Annotated in this window: 10 protein-coding genes; 6 read left to right on the top strand and 4 right to left on the bottom strand. The window is 56.9% G+C overall.

Annotated features, from left to right (window positions below):
- Positions 1 to 12: 12 nt before the first annotated feature.
- The gene (locus tag C0Z16_RS10965) at positions 13 to 906 is read right to left on the bottom strand and encodes a helix-turn-helix transcriptional regulator (protein ID WP_102632165.1); all 894 of its coding nucleotides are present in this window, start codon (positions 904 to 906) and stop codon (positions 13 to 15) included.
- 412 nt (positions 907 to 1,318) lie between these two features.
- Here C0Z16_RS10965 and C0Z16_RS10960 point away from each other — a divergent pair, with 412 nt between their 5' ends.
- The gene (locus C0Z16_RS10960; protein ID WP_102632164.1) at positions 1,319 to 1,921 is read left to right on the top strand and encodes a recombinase family protein; all 603 of its coding nucleotides are present in this window, start codon (positions 1,319 to 1,321) and stop codon (positions 1,919 to 1,921) included.
- 9 nt (positions 1,922 to 1,930) lie between these two features.
- On the opposite strand, the gene C0Z16_RS10955 is transcribed toward C0Z16_RS10960, so the two are convergent.
- Both C0Z16_RS10955 and C0Z16_RS10950 read right to left on the bottom strand, forming a co-directional pair.
- Positions 1,931 to 4,315 carry a S8 family peptidase gene (locus tag C0Z16_RS10955; protein ID WP_244201211.1) on the bottom strand — a complete coding sequence of 795 codons (2,385 nt, stop codon included), beginning with the start codon at positions 4,313 to 4,315 and terminating at the stop codon, positions 1,931 to 1,933.
- 215 nt (positions 4,316 to 4,530) lie between these two features.
- Positions 4,531 to 5,502, bottom strand: coding sequence for an AAA family ATPase (locus C0Z16_RS10950; RefSeq protein WP_102632299.1), 972 nt, complete (start codon positions 5,500 to 5,502; stop codon positions 4,531 to 4,533).
- 367 nt (positions 5,503 to 5,869) lie between these two features.
- On the opposite strand from C0Z16_RS10950, the gene C0Z16_RS10945 reads away from it, so the two are divergent.
- From C0Z16_RS10945 to C0Z16_RS10930, 3 genes are all read left to right on the top strand, one after another.
- Positions 5,870 to 6,409 (top strand): hypothetical protein, encoded by a 540-nt coding sequence (locus tag C0Z16_RS10945; protein ID WP_146014301.1) that lies wholly within the window; start codon positions 5,870 to 5,872, stop codon positions 6,407 to 6,409.
- A gap of 841 nt (positions 6,410 to 7,250) precedes the next feature.
- Positions 7,251 to 8,144, top strand: a complete 894-nt coding sequence (locus tag C0Z16_RS10935) for a hypothetical protein (protein ID WP_146014300.1) — start codon at positions 7,251 to 7,253, stop codon at positions 8,142 to 8,144.
- A gap of 99 nt (positions 8,145 to 8,243) precedes the next feature.
- Positions 8,244 to 9,347 (top strand): IS5 family transposase, encoded by a 1,104-nt coding sequence (locus C0Z16_RS10930; protein WP_102632159.1) that lies wholly within the window; start codon positions 8,244 to 8,246, stop codon positions 9,345 to 9,347.
- A gap of 340 nt (positions 9,348 to 9,687) precedes the next feature.
- Here C0Z16_RS10930 and C0Z16_RS10925 read toward each other — a convergent pair whose 3' ends face one another.
- A complete protein-coding gene (locus C0Z16_RS10925) occupies positions 9,688 to 11,127 on the bottom strand; it encodes a hypothetical protein (protein ID WP_146014299.1) in 1,440 nt (479 codons plus the stop codon).
- A gap of 900 nt (positions 11,128 to 12,027) precedes the next feature.
- On the opposite strand from C0Z16_RS10925, the gene C0Z16_RS10920 reads away from it, so the two are divergent.
- Together C0Z16_RS10920 and C0Z16_RS10915 are read left to right on the top strand one after the other, a co-directional pair.
- Positions 12,028 to 13,557 carry a sensor domain-containing diguanylate cyclase gene (locus C0Z16_RS10920; RefSeq protein ID WP_102632157.1) on the top strand — a complete coding sequence of 510 codons (1,530 nt, stop codon included), beginning with the start codon at positions 12,028 to 12,030 and terminating at the stop codon, positions 13,555 to 13,557.
- A gap of 88 nt (positions 13,558 to 13,645) precedes the next feature.
- Positions 13,646 to 14,308, top strand: a complete 663-nt coding sequence (locus C0Z16_RS10915) for a DUF2239 family protein (RefSeq protein ID WP_102632156.1) — start codon at positions 13,646 to 13,648, stop codon at positions 14,306 to 14,308.
- Positions 14,309 to 14,719 lie beyond the last annotated feature (411 nt).

Here is a 14,719-nt window from a genome sequence, read left to right as displayed (position 1 = left end):
CGCGCCAAGCGCTTAGGCCTTTTCCTGAGGCTCGTATCCCGGAGCGAGCACGAGATTGGTTACGCCGTAGAGCGCTTGCCGATTCCGCAACCAGAGGTGGAACTCTGCGCCCTTGAGGCTATGGTCTTCCGTGCAGTCCACATTCCAGTGACGCATTAGGTACCCAGCCATTGCAGCGCGCACGCGCATCCGCAACACGCCGCTGTCCATCCCGTATTCGGCTTCAATGGTATCGGGATGTTGTACGTTGGCCGGGTGAGGAACCAACTCGATTTCCGCGACCCGGTTCCATTGAATGTCCTGATCGGCAGCCTCGCACTCCTCCACGGCACTGGCGAGCAGCCTTGCGTCCGCAATCCGGGGCAGTGCGAAATCACGAAAGTCGCCGCTGCGGCGGTCGTAGCCCCGGACGTGCCAGCGCTGGCCGTTGTCAGCCAGCGCGAAGGGAACGATCTCCCGGGTTGTCAATCCGCTAGATAACGCGCGGTATGAGATTTCGACTGCTGCCTTCTTGTGGATGGCGCGCGTCAGCACGGACAACATCTCGAGATCGAGCTTCGCCGACAGGGTCGATTGCTCACAGGCGACCAATGAGCGAAGCCGCAAAGGTTCGCTGTCTCCGAAGCCCTGCGACAACCACGTGAGCACCCTTTGGGCAGGGAAGTCAAACACTGGGCGGAACCACTCGCCACGGACATACACCTTGCCCTTGGTATCGTAGTCGAGGTTTCGCGGGCCAATCTCTTTGTACGTACCCAAATCGCGCGTCGCAGCGGCAGCCTGGATGCCAAAGCGCGTCACCAGGTCCTGGCGACTAATCTCCCCGATGAAGCGCAGGCGCATCTCGATGAAGGCGAGACGGTCGCGTTGTGCTTGAGTCAGCTGTGAAAGTTGGCGGCTGGACACTTGCTTTGGCTTTGAATATCTATCTGCATGGTGTCGCGGAGTGTATGCAGCTCAAGAAGCAGAGTCAACCGTTGCTTAATGCAACTCAATCCAAGCGCAAAATGATGATGACCTGCCATGGGTCGAGACGAACTCAGCCTCTCGATCGGGACGGTTACTTCACGCCAACCCGACTGCGCAGATGGCGGGTTGGGCGATGCCCCAAGCCGCGTCTAGCGGCGACGGTCCGAAAACATGCTCATGGTGTCGCTCGATCACGGGGTTCGATCGTTGCCCTCGTGTCAGGATGGATCACATGGGTACACCGTAACGGGCCACGCGCCGGGTCGTCTGAGGGTGGATCAACAGGATCAACCGTTTATCTGATCGGTGGTAAAATCGATCCACAAATTCAAATGATCCACACAAAATCATGCGCAAACTCTATTACGGGCGGATTTCTACCACGGACGGCCAGTCAGCCGCGAGTCAGTACGAGGATGCGCGTGCCCACGGCGTGCAGGATAGCGACGTTTTTATTGACGAGGGCGTAAGCGGCTACCACGTGGCCCCCGATGCCCGTGAGCAGTGGCGCAAAGCCGAACACGATCTGCGGCACGGCGGCGTTCTCATCGTGCGCTGGCTCGACCGCATCAGCCGTCGCTATGACGAGCTGCACGCGACCATGCGCCGGTTATTGGAACTGGGTGTGCGCGTTGAATGCACGCTCAACGGGATGACCTTCGACGGAAAAGCCAAAGACCCGATCGCGAAAGCCACGCGCGACGCGATTCTGGCATTTATGGCCGCGCAGGGAGAAGCGGACTATCTAAACCGCGCCGAGATGCAGCGGCGCGGTGTGGCAATCGCGAAAGCCGAAGGGAAGTACAAGGGGCGCACGCGCTCACACGACTACACAGCGATCAAGGCCTGGCGAGCGGAGCACGGTGCGAGCATTCGGGAGACCGCCGAAAAATTCGGCGTTGGAACGGCTACAGTCAAGAGAGCCTGCTCCGAAAGCACGAAAGACGCATAACGAGGGGAGTTACTCCGCCGCAGAAGCAACAGCAATTCGTTGTTGAACTCGCTCACGAATTTGTTGATAGACAGGAACATCGATACCTTCTGCGACTTCCAACGAGACGCAGAGCGCAAAGTCTACGGGCTCGGTCAGTGGCCCGGCGTCGGCCAAACAGTTTACCCGCAGTACCATGTCCTGATCGGCAACAATCGGGACCGCGCCCCCACCTTCAAATATCTCATGTTGAAGTGTTCCCAGCCGGGCTTGTCGAGCCTCTATGTCGAGTCGCTCGAGTCTCAGCGGATCGTCGGGTAGGTCGACCCATAGTCGGGCCGTTCGGTAGTGGGAATGACGTGGATTCACCGGGGACAGCCATGCGAGGGTCACGGTCAGCCGTCTCATTACCACGCGCGCGTTGAGTGCTTCCGGAAGCGGAACGCGAAACTCCAACGCTTTTTCGTTGCGCAGTTGGCCCACCCCGAGGAGGGTCGCGCGCTGTTCGGTGCATGTCAGCGCGCGGACAATATCCGCCGTGCCGTAACCGATGTAGCGGCTTATCAAGCGCCTCTGCGAGTGCCAATGGTCAACATCCGGCCGGGCTCTAAGTATCGGATTCCCGAGATCATGCCAGCGAGCCCCGTGCGCAAGAAGAGCCTTGATCAAAACAGCGTCGAAGCGCGACGGCAGGGAAGTTGCGTCAGCTGCACGTAACTGCTCAATAATCGAATGTGCGAGAGCGGCCCCCCTCGTACCCAACGCAGCCGCGTTACTGGTACCCCTCGTATAAGCGGTATCTCCCGCCTCTCCTGGCAGAGCCGTACGTTGCCCCGGAGCCCTCGGAGTCCGCCAGTAACCCGTGACTTCAGTCTCGTTGGGCAAAGACATCGGGCGCTCGCCATACAATCCGCGGCCACCGGGCAGCAAGATGTCAGGTTTTACAGACCGTCGATACCCCGGTCCGATCGAAGAATACGGCGCGACACCTTGCTGCGGGAACAACGTATAGCGAGTGGGAATCCCTGCGAAATTTGCGTCGTCACTATAGCTTGCGCCTACCGTTAACGCGTTAACCGACTCGGCTGGCGAAATCAGCCTGCGATGACCATCGGCTCTGAGCAAAGCGTTCATCGCGGCCGATTCGCGCGCTGCGGGCGTAGCATCCGAGAGTGTCCCTCGGGGTACGTCGAGTACGAGATCGTCTGCTCGATTTCCTGTGCTGACGACGAAAAGCACCCGGTAGCGATATGCCAACCAATCTATGAGCCGCGCCCAGGGCGATAGCGCACCGTTGAAGGGGCGCGTACCATCTCCAACAGACAGGTTAATCACCTTGACGGTCGGAGCGGAAGGGGCAGCGGTCGGCGAGCGTTCAAACATGCGCCGCACCGCTTCATGAACAACGTCAATCAATAGCCGGTCGCCCGGAGTACGCTCTTCCCTCAGTTCGCCGTTCGGATGCGCGGCTCCATCTGGGCGCAAAATTGGCCGCACGTAAATCGGATTTGGCAGCGCAATGGAACTAGAATCGAGATCGCCCCATGCAATAAGGGAAGCCATTGCCGTTCCGTGCAACCGCTCATTCACGGAGTAATCCGCAGCCCAACCATCCGGGTCTTCGATCTGCACCCGCCCCTGTAATCGCGGATGATTTTCCATCGGGAGTCCGTCGAGCAAGGCGACTATAGGTGTCCCAAAGGTTTGAGTGGCTGGCAGGCGGGTATCGGGGACGCGCGTGTCGACGTCAATACCGACGGAGTAGCTTTGGCCTTGAGGGCGCAAAAACATCACGCACTCCGACATCAGGAGAGGCGAACGCGTATCGTTCAGCAACAGCTGTACGCTTGCCGCGGGCATTTCCACTAAGAAACCGTGATAGGCGATTTCCGAAATCAGTCGCGCGCTCAATATCGCCCCGTTCATTTCCCGAACGACGGCGCGAACCTCCTCTGCGGCCTGCGCATTTTTGGCGGCGGACTGAAAACACCAAACTTCCACCTCAAAGCGAATGGTCTGAGCGTCGTGTGCAAGCCGCTCCTCCCAGATATGTCGGAGGCTCGCGTCCAGCCGGTCCGCTGGCCCCCAGAAACGCACGTCTCGGAGGTGTGCGAACAGCTGCTTCCAAGCACTAAGGCCGGCCCCGAGGTTTGCAGAACGATCTTCCTGGTAGCGAGTCCATAGCCGTACCAGCTCATCAAGCGCCTGACGGTTCATACCAACCAAGAACAGCTTTCCCTTGATTGATCGATCGTGGTCGTCCGTATGGTAGAAGTCCTCGTCCGGGGCGAACTCAACGTCCAGCATGCCGGTCAGCCATTCCATGCCGGTAATACGTTGAGCCGTTGAAATAAAATCGTTGATGCTGCCGACGGTTTCGAACACGACGACTAAATCCGGGTCATCGTTCAACACCGCAGCCTGCAGTTCCAATCGGCGGGCCGCAAACGCCTCCTGTAGCAACTGAAACTTCGGTGCCAGTCGTTGCCCTTGACGCGGGCCGCCGGGCACATGCAGAGTGGGCGGAACCGATGATCCTGGTTCTCGCCGAATCGGAGCTGGATTTGGAAAGAGAAGTAACGGAAGCGGTCCCGTACTCATGTGGTCGCGTTGTTTTTGATAGCTTTAGGCTACTCGCCAGAAAGGCGATGCGCCCATTGCTCGATTCGCGTCGCCACAATGTCCTTGATATTACCAGATGGTAAAGAAAGCACGTAACGCCTATGAACGTCTTGGCAAAACTGCTCCAATTCTGAAAAACTGTTCGCTTTCAGGCGCGTGGCGAGCGTTTTAGGCGACACGCCTAACGATGTACCGATTCGCTCTTGAAATTTTTCGAACCATGCAGTGCGCTGGGCGTGCGTTGGTATGGGCAACTCCAAGCGCAACTGGAAGCGACGCCATACCGCACGATCTAGTAGCTCGGCATGGTTCGTCGCAGTGACGACAACTACATGGCTCGGTAGGGCGTCGATTTGCAGCAGCAAGGAGCTGACTACGCGCTTGATCTCGCCGGTTTCGTGCGTGTCTCCGCGCTCCTTTCCTAGCGTATCGAACTCATCAAAAAACAGCACGCAATTGTGGGTTCTTGTGAAGTCGAAAAGCCGTTTGAGGCGACCGCTCGTTTCCCCTAAAAAACTCCCCACCACGGCCTCATAACGAACGACAAAGAGCGGGACCATCAGCTCGTATGCGATAGCTTCGGCGAGAGTAGTCTTTCCATTCCCCGGCGGGCCGGAAAGAAGCACGCGGTGTCGCGGCTCCAGTCCGTAAGAGCGCAGTAGATCGCGACGGTGCTGCTCTTCGATCAACTCGCGCGCGGCCTGATCAACATCCTCGGGCAGGAGCATTGCCTCGAGCGGGCGACGTGGTTCGATTTCGTACAACAGGCCGCCGTGACCACCATCAAAGCTGCGAACTACCTCCGCCGCACGCTGCGGAGTCACTGCGGCTCGCAAATTCTCTTCCAACTTTTCCGCAAGCTGCGTGTGGCGTTTGGCGCGCTCGTCGGCAGCGAGCGCCTCGACCGTCGAGCGGAAAAGTTTTTGATCGCCCTGAGTGCCTGCGCGGACAAGATTAACGAGAAGATCGGCCCGGGCCATGACCATATGTGTAAGGTGGATGCTGCGCTGAGTATACAGGAGTGGCCCCGCCACTACGTGCAGTCGTTTGGCATCACCACCCTGTTTCCACTCAATCAACAATGTTGATGTGGTCGTCGGTTCGGTCGGTGCGGACTGGAGAGGGTGGCGTGGGGCTCGACCAGAACCACGTCTGAGGGGTATGTATTGACAATCTGCCCCCTTTTTAGGTAGTGTGGAAGCTGGCGTGCGAGAGCGCCAGCCAGCCCGCATTGGCGAAGCCCATGGCATCTCCTCAAAATCAAACGTCTTACTTGTGTTTAACTTTTCCGAGCACCTCGGGATTGCGGGCTGTCCTGTCACGCGTGTGCTCGTTTAAGGTTAAGCCATGTCTATTAATTCGGGTTTACCGCACGATCGTGCGGAATCTGTTGAGCTCCTTAAACGCGTTGCGAAGCGCCTCAAGACGCAGGGTCCTGAACAGCCGTTGTCCGTGTATCAGGATGAGATTGCGAAGGAGTTCGGCTATCCCAACTGGTCGGTGATGCATAAAAATGTAGCAGCTATGGCGCAGCACCAGTTTGCCCTGTTTAAGGAGCGAGTCGAGGCACACCCGGAAGTTCAAGCGATTCTTTTCGCTTCGCCGCGCTTTCTGGCGGCCGCGAAAGTCGAAATGGAAGAATGGGTTCGGGCGAACTACACACCGCTCATCGAATTCGCCTTCTATGACAACGAGTCCGAGAATGGTTTCTCGCTTCCGAGCGAGGATATCAACAACTTGCTGCAAGAGGAATTCGACCACCGGTTTCCTTTCGATCTGATCGAGAGCGTCGCTGCCGAATTGGAACTTGAAGGCCCCTGGGGAGACGAAGATTACTGGTTGGGCGGGGACGAACCGCCGCCCGAGGCAGACGCTGCCGAAGGCTAACCCGCCCGAAGTGCCAGCCCGTCAGACATGCTTGACGGGCTGTTTTTATATCGGACATGACTTCGAGGCAGGCGGAAATCGCTCGAAGTGCTTCCCCTGCAATCGCCTGCTCTCCAGCTTCGCGTCATCGGCCGTAGCCAAACCAGCCAACTGTAACATCGCAGTGGCGGCCGTCTCCATCGAGCTACGAGAAGGCTCTATCAAGAGACGTACATAGATTGCGCTAGTCTGCGTCGACTTGGGATTCAGCGGTCGGCCGACTACCGACAGACTCGCGCCGGTCCCAGCCTGCCGCGATCCCATCATGTGGCGGAGATCGCGCAGCCACCCGGTCGGCGACGTCAGCTTGGTCGAGGGCGCGAGGTATAGACATGCGAATCTGCTTTCCTCGCGGTAGGTAAACGTGGAAATCATTTCAAACGGTAGTCATCTCTTTTACCTGCACTTGACTACCGCTGGCAGGCCGATGTTCCGGGCGGCAAGAAATCGGACGATTGATTTCCAATGGTGGTAACCGTGTCCAACGCACCCGCCACTGCGCAGATTGTGTGTTGCGACAAAACATTCGAGTCAAATACGGGTCAAGCCGCCAAAGATTTGGCCGTAAACAGAGGTAAGGCCATTTAGCTATGAGTGAGGGTCATGATGCCGCTCTTCGGAGCGGCTGCGCGCCATTGTGTAGCAGTTCTCGGTATCGCGACGACGGACTTGATCGAGACAATTCACACAACAACCGACGCGAGATGCGCGGCTGCACTATAAATGCGGTTCAGCAGGTTGATTTGCGTAAGGATTGAGTTTGTGTTTTCTAAATGCAATTTCCAGCGAGGCAGATATCAAAATGAAGTTTGAGCGATTCAAAAAATATGACAAGCTCTCTTGGGCAATGCGAACGTTTCGAAAGCATGAGACCGAGGTAAACGACTTGTATTGGTCAAATGCCCCCGCTTACCACAACGCCTCATACTTGGTTCGTCAATCGCGGTCTTCATCAACACCAGTTTCTCCAGCAAATGTACTTAACGCGACGGGACCTGATGCAAAGCGCATCCCCGCGACGGTTGCATCATGGCAGCGCTCAATTAAATCATTTCAAGTCTGGGCTCGGTCAACACTTATTGTGGGCGCTACCGGGGCATTGGAAACGTATATTCAACGTGCTGTACTTACCGCCCTGCGATCTGATCCCGCTGCGCAACATGGTAAATCACGTGCAATTGACGGAATTTCTTGGCTCAAGCTTGATATCAAGCCACTTTACAAGGAGGAGTTAAAGGCGTTTGAAAAGGGCACGTGGCAGCAGCGAACCAGCGCGATAGCTGGGTTGTTTGGCGAGGTGCCTGGGCTGTCTATTCATATTGAAGAGCTTGATAAAATTCGGATATTTCGGAACTCGGTCGGGCATGCCTTTGGGCGGAAATTAAATGAAGAACCCAATCTGCTAAGCATTGCGCCCGAATCGATGAACCCTATATCTGAGACAAATTTCAAAGATTGGCTTAACACGCTATCTAAGGTCGCTAACGCGGTAGATAAACATCTCGTCGAAAACCACATCGGAGAATACGAATTGTTGCATCACTTTCATGTGTGGTGTAAGAGAAATCGTATCAACCCGGCTACGATGAGGACGGACACCCATAGGAAATACCTCGATATTCTTGGTGGGCTTACGAGCGGCGTACCGGGAAGAGATTTCATTGCAGAAATGATCGATTACTATAATCGAGTGTAAGAAGCGGCCTAGCAGGCTGCTGAAGTACCGACCGGGCAATGTCATCGCGGAAGGCCCCTGAAGCGTTGATAGAAGGACCTTACTTGCCCCCTGGAGATCATGCGAGGCGCCGACACGTTCACCGAGAGTTTATTTTCGATGCGCAAGCTGGATGACTTCGTTCCGAAGTCGCATCCGTTGCGTTCGATCCGCGTGATGGCGAACGAAGCGCTGGCCAAGATGGATCGGCTGTTTGCCGGGATGTACGAGGCGGACCTCAAGGGTGGGCGGCCGAGCATCGCGCCGGAGAAGTTGCTGCGAGCCATGCTGATCCAGGTGCTCTACAGCATCCGCTCGGAGCGCCAGCTGATGGAGCAGGTGCAATATAACCTGTTGTTTCGCTGGTTCATTGGCTTGGCCATGGATGACGAAGTGTGGGTTCCCACAGTCTTCACGAAGAACCGCGAGCGTCTGATCAAGCACGATGCGGTGATCGAATTTTTCAACGAAGTGGTGGCGATCGCGGAGAAGAAGTGCCTGCTCTCAGGCGAGCACTTTAGCGTGGACGGCACGCTGATCCAGGCGTGGGCGGGACACAAGAGCTTCGTGCGCAAGGGCAAGGACAGCGACGATCAAGGGAGCGACGGCGGCAGCGCCGATGATTTCAAGGGCGAGAAACGCAGCAACGAGACGCATGAGTCCAGGACCGATCCCGATGCGCGGCTCTATCGTAAAGGCAAGACAGCCAGCGAGTTGCGTTACATAGGCCATACGCTGACCGACAATCGGCATGGCCTGGTGGTCAACGCGCGCGTGACACGTGCAGACGGACATGCCGAGCGAGATGCGGCCAAGATCATGATCGACGACGCGCGGCAAGCGGCAGACGATGCGAGCGCGGAGATCACGCTAGGTGCAGACAAGGGTTACGACGCACAGGAATTCATCGAGGCGTGCCAGCAGATGAAGGTCGCACCGCACGTTGCGCAAAATACCTCGGGGCGGCGTTCGTCCGTACCCGATACGATTGCCTCGAGCGTGGGCTACGCCATCTCGCAGCAGAAGCGCAAGCTGATCGAACAAGGCTTCGGGTGGGCGAAGACCGTGGGGCGCATGCGCCAGGTGATGGTGCGCGGGTTGAAGAAGGTGGACCAGCTGTTCGTGTTAAACATGGCCGCCTACAACCTCGTGCGCATGCGCTCATTGGCACAAGTCCGTCCATAGTGGCGAAAAACGCCGCAATGAGGCCGGAAATTGGCCTCAAACCGCTGAGAAGACGTTGAATTCGCGTTGAAATTGCACAATGCGATAAAGCTGCAGGCAGGAGCGGCGCAAGCGCAAAACGGCTGCTTATGACGACGTGTATTTCAGCATCCTGCTAGGTCAGACGTGTGCCGCGATCGAAAAAGAAATTATTTCGATCGCGGTGATAGCTGCTTTCAGGCTTGGATGTCGAATGTTAGTGCGCCGCCAACAATCAAGAAACGCGCGATAAATGCCCAATAGTACAGCTGCTCGAGCTCAGCGGTCAGAGGAAATGATTTTCAATACTTGGGAAAGCGGGCTATCCATGTACTGCGGCGTGAGAAAACTCGCTTTCCAGCCGTTGGACAATGCCATGAATTTCATCCAACGCGTTTTCCCGGCATGACTCCCGCTTCGCGATCGCTGCGCGGGAAAACAGGCGATCCATTAGGCTTGCCTCTCCGTTGACATCGGTAGCTACCCTAGCAATCCAGTCTATCGCTGGGAACGGAATCAGTTGCCGTGCGCCCTTCTTATATGCATATGACTTCAGCGGATATAAATCAATCACCTCGACCAAATCTTTGTCGCACGTGAGCAAACTCGGAAAGAAGTAGCGGGGCGTCTGCTTGGCATTTTTAGATATTGCCCCCTCTAATGTCGCGGCACCTTCCACATATCGAACGTGAAAAAAGTCCCATGCCATGTTTTTCAGAGCTTTGAATAGCCTTGGAAGGTGGTTCGATGGCGATTTATGCAATCTGCTAAAGAAATTAAGTTTTTGTCCCTTTGCAAAGTATTCTGCAGCAACTACCGTCTCTCTGGCATGTATGGTGCATAGCGTTTTATCGAGAAATTCAGTGAACTCATAGAGTTTGTCCACCAAAGCCATCTTGGGATTCCGGAGTTGAATCGTCGCCATTTTGAGCAGCACTGCGTATTGGCGCGCAAGCTGTGCATCCAGATAATTTCTTACGTCTGGGTCAGATGCATCGTGGATCATCTGAGACAGTAACTCATCAACATTTTGACTTTGCTCAGCCTTAGTTGAAGCCGAACGTATTTCGCCTGTGGTACGAAAGTGGGGCAGATCGATCGTGCGCAGTGTTTCATAACCTTCAAGTCGCTTCTTAACTGGTCCTATGTTCTCCGTGTGCGCTATGTTTGGTAAATTTTCCAGCATGTAGGGAACCGCATCCACGAAGACGCGATCGTCTGCGATAAAAGAGAAAATTTCTTGGAAGTCGTCCGGGAGCTTGGACGATTTCCCATCGATAAATGGTGCGAGGTAACTGAGCGCCTGAGTATCTAGAGAAATGGAGTAATCGATAGGAAAGACTGCTTTTCGACCGCCATTCATATCCTCTCTAGTTTCTGGGTCAAGAACGATGACTGATTTCTTGGAAAATAATCCGCGCACGACCGACCCGTCCGAGAAAGTGCGGTGTGTCGAAAGTCCCGGCATTGCACCGCCATCCGAGGCGAAGACAAATTTCCAGTCGGGAATAAGCCCAGCATAGTCATCATATGCGCCTATTGCCTCGGGCAATGAATCAGCATTTGCAATCGATGCGACAACGATCCGTTCGATCTCCGGGAATGACGGATTACGCTTCGCCATATCGAACATGTTTGGCACTTGCTTTACCATGTTGGCAAGTAATTTAATTGTGCGGTCAAGATCGCTGTTGTCCATTGGAGGCAAATTAAGGTTTAGATTTTTCTGACGACCGAATCGACTATTTGTCTCTTCGGGCACTGTGCGCGCATCGGACGTCTGCGAGGTGATAGCAGCAGCGGAGCTTAATTTGCATCGGTCATAGACAGGTAGCGCAAATTTCGTCCGATTTTGCTTTCAACTAGAAGTACACTTCCCCGGTGGCATATGGTTTTGTCGTGGGCGCACCACTCGTATATCGTCAATTCTGCGTCGAAATTTAGTACTTTTGAGGCTGAAACGCGTAAAGCCGTATTCCGCTAGTGGTCCGTTCGCGCGGCGAGCCCAGTCCGTCGATTGTTTGGCTTGCAGGCGCATTCGAGTTTTTGGATTTGGATTGATCTGCAATTGCAGTCGCGAGGTGCTCCAAAGCCTCGGGCTGCTGCCTTGTTGCGACGTTCGGTGACGCGGACAGAAGAGTCGAAGCCGACCATAAGTGAGCTTAGATCGACGAGAAGCGTCACTGCTTCTGGCGAGCCGTCTGTGGTCGTCCTTACGGCTCCGTTTATGTCTGGCGCATGTTGGGGTGAGGGTTGGTGGGGCAACTTTGGGGGCAACTGTTTTGGAATTCCCGAAATTGTAGTTGATTTAACTGCGTTTTTATCCACAGTTTGGTAGTCCTCCTCCCACCAAACGGATTCCACGCAACAACACCAGCTTCAATCAAAACCCCGGCAGCCTAACGCTCCCGGGGTTTTTCATTACACGCCTCGCAACACAAAACTTATCCCACCCATCATCACCGCTGGTGTTAGCAACAGACAGCGGCATGCAACCCGTCCTCAGCAAACGCGGGTGCTTCAACAGGGCGCGTAGCTCCCGCATAAGCCGGTAAAGACCCGTCTTTTCCAGCATTCGGACGAGGAGCACCTCTGGTACGCTACCGGTTTGCCATACGCGCCCCGGCGGGTGCGTCCACTTGCTCGCGCGCGAAGACCGCGCATGCCCGAATCGAACACAATGGTCACGCGTCGTCCCAACTTCATCATTGCGATCAGTGGCATCCTGGCCAGCGCGATCCTGGCCATTGCGGTGTGGGTGCTGGCGCAGATGCACGACGACGCCTTGCGGCGCGCGCAAGATTCCGTGTTCAATGTCTCGCTGCTGGTCGAACGCGACGTATCGCGCAATCTCGAGATTTACGACCTGTCGATACGAGCAGTCATCGAAGGGCTGAAGCGGCCGGGCGTGCTGGAGCTGGAGCCCTCGCTGCGCCAGATGCTGCTGTTCGACGGTTCCGCATCCGCGAAAGACATGGGCTCGATCCTCGTGATCGACGAAGCCGGCAAAATCAAGTTCGATTCGCAGTCTGTCCCGCCGCGCCGTGTCTACCTCGGCGACCGCGACTACTTCAAGGTTCATCGCGATTCTCCCAACGTCGGTTTGTACGTCAGTCACCCGTTCATGCCGCGAGCGACGGGCGCGGACATCAGCATCGGCTTGAGCCGGCGCATCTCGCGGCCGGACGGCAGCTTCGGCGGCGTGGTGGTCGGCACCATGCGCCTGAAGTACTTTCGCAGCCTGTTCGAAGGGATGAACCTCGGCGCCGGCGGATCGATGGCGCTGATGCTCAGCGACGGGACGATGCTGATGCGGCGTCCGTACGACCCTAAGACCATCGGCATCAATCTGACCGGCACGTCCAACTATTCGCGCTTTCTCGAGCAGCCGAGCGGGGACTTCTTCGGCACGGCGGCGATCGACGGCGTCGAGCGCTGGTACGCGTTCCGCCATATCGACATGTATCCGCTGATCCTCGATGTCGCGCTCTCCACACGCGACATCTATGTGGAGTGGCGGCGGCGCGCATGGATCATCGGCTCGCTGATCGGCGCGCTCGACCTGACGATGATCGCGCTGGCCGTGCTGTTTTCGCAGCAGATGCGGCGGCGCCTCGCAGCTGAAGAAGAGTTGCGCATGCTTGCGCGCACGGATGGTCTCACTGGCGTCGACAACCGCCGCAGCTTCGAGGAATCCGCGGAGAACGAGTGGCGCCGCGCGCAGCGCAACGGCGGGCCGCTTTCCTTGCTGCTGATCGATGTCGACAGTTTCAAGGGCTTCAACGACCTTTACGGCCATTCCGCCGGCGACGACGCGCTCATCGACGTGGCTCGCTGCATCACCCAGAACGTGCGGCGTCCGGGCGACACGGCGGCGCGCTACGGCGGCGAAGAGTTCGCGGTCCTGCTGCCGGACACCGACCAAGCTGGCGCGACTTGCATTGCCGAGAAAATTCGCGCGTCGGTCCACGTGCTCGGGCTGGGTCACGTGGCCAGCTCGCATCACGTGCTGACGGTTAGCATTGGCGTCGCGACCGCGCAGGGCGACGCATTCGCTACGAGCCGCGCGCTCGTCAACGCCGCCGATCAGGCGCTCTACGGCGCAAAGGACGCCGGCCGCAATCGCGTGCTCGCGTATCGGGCCATGGCCGGTGCGGCGGGCAACACCGTCGTGGTCGTGCCGGGGTCTTAGCGTACGTCGCATATATTTACCCGGATAATAACTTGCGCCGATATTTAACCCGGGTATAATTCGACAACTTCTCGAACTGGAGTTTGTCGTGACCGCTCATTCCGCTACCTGCAGCGCCTTCGAAGGGCACCGCCTCATCGCATCGGGCGCGTTGCCCGCAGTCGCCCTCGCGGTGAAAGAAGTGATAAAGCGCGGCGAACAGGCACCGGTCCTGATTTTCGACGATGCCACGGCGGCCCCGGTCGAACTTGACCTGCGTGGCACTTCGGAGGAGATCGTCGCGCGCTTGACCCGGACCGAGTCGAACACCGAGTCCAACACCGAGTCCGAGAACGAATCCACCAACGATTCGGCCCGCGATTCGGGCAACGATGCGGCTGCGACCGAAGCCGGCGCGCCGCGCGGCCGCGGACGGCCCAGGCTTGGCGTCGTCGCGAGAGAGGTGACCTTGTTGCCACGTCATTGGAACTGGTTGAACGCGCAACCAGGTGGCGCGTCGGTCGCGCTGCGCAAACTCGTGGAGACGGCGCGCGCCACCGGCGAGCAGCAGGATCGCAAACGCGCGGCGCAGGAAGCGGTGTATCGCTTCATGACCGCGTTGGCCGGCAATCTACCGGATTATGAGGATGCCACCCGCGCGCTTTATGCCGGCGACCGGCCGCGCTTCGAAGAGAAAATCGCGCGATGGCCCGAAGACGTTCGCGCCTACACATTGGAGCTTGCCGGCAACGCGTTCGAAACGCCAACGTGAATCCGGCTGAATGCAATTGAGCGCAACCGAACGCAACGATAGGCAAAAAAAACCGCTCACACTGGGGAAGCGTGAGCGGAAAGTCGGAGAGTTACAACAACATCGCCTGCGCTACAAGAGGTCAACGCAGGCAAAGAAGTCTAAGAGCCGGATCAGCGCTCTCCTATCAGACGAATCTCAAACGCGCTTGCATGCGGTTCGGGCTGCCAGGCATTCTTGCATCGTCCTGTCCTGGTTATTTCCCGCATTTATCGCTTCAAGTACGCGCCGTCAACGCCGTAAAGCGAAGTAAGCACACGCGACGTGTCCGCGTCTCCACGCGCACGAGCCACTCGCAAGGAATCGTGAAATGTTTTGCCTGATGCGGTCGCGAGCGTTCCGTTGAGACTTGTGAAGGTTGGTGAAATGAGG

The sequence above is a fragment of the Paraburkholderia rhynchosiae genome, from assembly GCF_002879865.1.
Lineage (GTDB): Bacteria > Pseudomonadota > Gammaproteobacteria > Burkholderiales > Burkholderiaceae > Paraburkholderia > Paraburkholderia rhynchosiae.
The sequence above is the reverse complement of the archived record's forward strand: the minus strand, read 5'-3'. Positions and strand labels throughout refer to the sequence as shown.

Excerpts from the sequence above, each read along its gene's own strand:
- C0Z16_RS10945 (WP_146014301.1), top strand. The coding sequence starts at position 5,870 with ATGTCTATTAATTCGGGTTTACCGCACGATCGTGCGGAATCTGTTGAG.
- C0Z16_RS10960 (WP_102632164.1), top strand. The coding sequence starts at position 1,319 with ATGCGCAAACTCTATTACGGGCGGATTTCTACCACGGACGGCCAGTCA.
- C0Z16_RS10920 (WP_102632157.1), top strand. The coding sequence starts at position 12,028 with ATGCCCGAATCGAACACAATGGTCACGCGTCGTCCCAACTTCATCATT.
- C0Z16_RS10950 (WP_102632299.1), bottom strand. The coding sequence starts at position 5,502 with ATGGCCCGGGCCGATCTTCTCGTTAATCTTGTCCGCGCAGGCACTCAG.
- C0Z16_RS10935 (WP_146014300.1), top strand. The coding sequence starts at position 7,251 with ATGAAGTTTGAGCGATTCAAAAAATATGACAAGCTCTCTTGGGCAATG.
- C0Z16_RS10930 (WP_102632159.1), top strand. The coding sequence starts at position 8,244 with ATGCGAGGCGCCGACACGTTCACCGAGAGTTTATTTTCGATGCGCAAG.